This is a genomic window from uncultured Kocuria sp., from assembly GCF_947500125.1.
Taxonomy (GTDB): domain Bacteria; phylum Actinomycetota; class Actinomycetes; order Actinomycetales; family Micrococcaceae; genus Kocuria.
In genome coordinates this window covers 1-1,510 of record NZ_CANMRA010000077.1, presented here as the reverse complement: position 1 = coordinate 1,510, position 1,510 = coordinate 1, and the positions used below count along the sequence as shown (strand labels likewise).

Below are 1,510 nucleotides of genomic sequence, written 5' to 3'. Positions count from 1 at the left end.
GGGTCCTCGACGCCGGGGTGGACACCACCGCCCACACCGCCGCCGCGGCCGGCCGGGGTGCGGCCCGGCTCGACGACGACGTCGTGGACGGCGCCGTCGAGGGCCTCGCCGGCCGGGTCCGCCGGCTCGGGCAGCTGGCCCGGGCCCCGCAGACCGGGGCCGTCCACCAGTACCTCCTCCAGGCCGTCGCGGTGCTCGCCGTCGGCGTCGTGGCCTGGTCCGTCTACGCCGTGATGGGATGAGCATGCTGAGCCTGATCGTCTTCCTGCCCCTGCTGGCCGCCGCCGTCCTGGCCGCGGTCCCTTCGATCGGGCCCCCGGCCGCCCGGTGGACGTGGGTGGTGGTGAGCGTCGTGGAGCTGCTGCTCGTGGGCGTGCTGTGGGCCGGTTACGAGGACCCGGGACCCAACGGCCTGGCGTTCGAGGAGCAGGTGCCGTGGATCCCCGGCGTCAACAGCAGCTACCACGTGGGCGTGGACGGTCTCTCCCTGCCGCTGCTGGCCATGACGACCGTCGTGTTCCTGGCCTGCGCCGTCCACGCCCTGCGGGACGCGGACCGCCCGCGCGTGCAGGCCGCACTGTTCCTGTTCCTGCAGGGCGTCAGCCTCGGGGTGTTCGTGGCGGCCGACCTCATCCTGTTCTTCGTCTTCTTCGACCTGTCCATCGTGGGCATGTACTTCGTGATCGCCGGGTGGGGCCACGGCGGCGCGGCCCGGTCGGCGCTGAAGTTCTTCCTCTACACGTTCCTGGGCTCCCTGGCCCTGCTGCTGGGCTTCATCGGGCTCTACGTGGCGGCGGCGCCACACACCTTCGACATCCCCGAGCTCGTCGCCGCGGCGCCGCTGGCGGGCGACCCGCTCACCGGCGGGCTGGTGCTCGCGGCGATCCTGGTGGGCCTGGCCGTGAAGACCCCCACCGTGCCCTTCCACACCTGGCTCCCCCCGGCCCACACCGACGCCCCGGCCACCGGCTCGGCCGTGCTGGCGGGGGTGCTGCTGAAGATGGGCACCTACGGGTTCGTGCGCATCGCCATGCCGATCCTGCCCGAAGCGTGGCGGGCGTGGGCCTGGGTGATCGTGGCCGTCGGCGTCGTCTCGGTGCTCTACGGGGCGTTCGTGGCCCTGGCCCAGACGGATCTCAAGCGGATGATCGCCTACACCTCGGTCAATCACATGGGCTACATCGTCCTGGCCCTGGGCGCGGTCGGGGTCCTCGCCGAGGACGCCGCCCAGGCCCGGTCCGTGGCGGTCACCGGCGCGGTCGTGCAGATGGTCAGCCACGGGCTGATCACCGCCGCCCTGTTCCTGCTCGCCGGGGTGATGCAGGACCGGGCCGGCACCTACGACATGGGCTCCTACGGCGGGCTGGCCGCCCCCGCCCCGCGCTACGCGGCGCTGTTCGCGGTGGGGGCCTTCGCCTCCCTGGGCCTGCCCGGGTTCTCCGGGTTCATCGCCGAGTTCCAGATCTTCGCCGGCAGCGTGGCGCTCGCCCCGGTCACCGCGGTCGCCCTG

Annotated in this window: 1 protein-coding gene and 1 pseudogene; both read left to right on the top strand. The window is 73.4% G+C overall.

Translation table 11 applies throughout. From position 1 onward, the window contains the following. Positions 1–242: pseudogene (locus Q0817_RS19910) on the top strand (NADH-quinone oxidoreductase subunit L); the annotation flags it as partial. Beyond that, positions 239–1,510, top strand: a 1,272-nt coding sequence (locus Q0817_RS19905) for a NuoM family protein (protein WP_298592201.1), incomplete at its 3' end; no start/stop codon positions are given. The pseudogene Q0817_RS19910 and the gene Q0817_RS19905, both read left to right, overlap by 4 nt.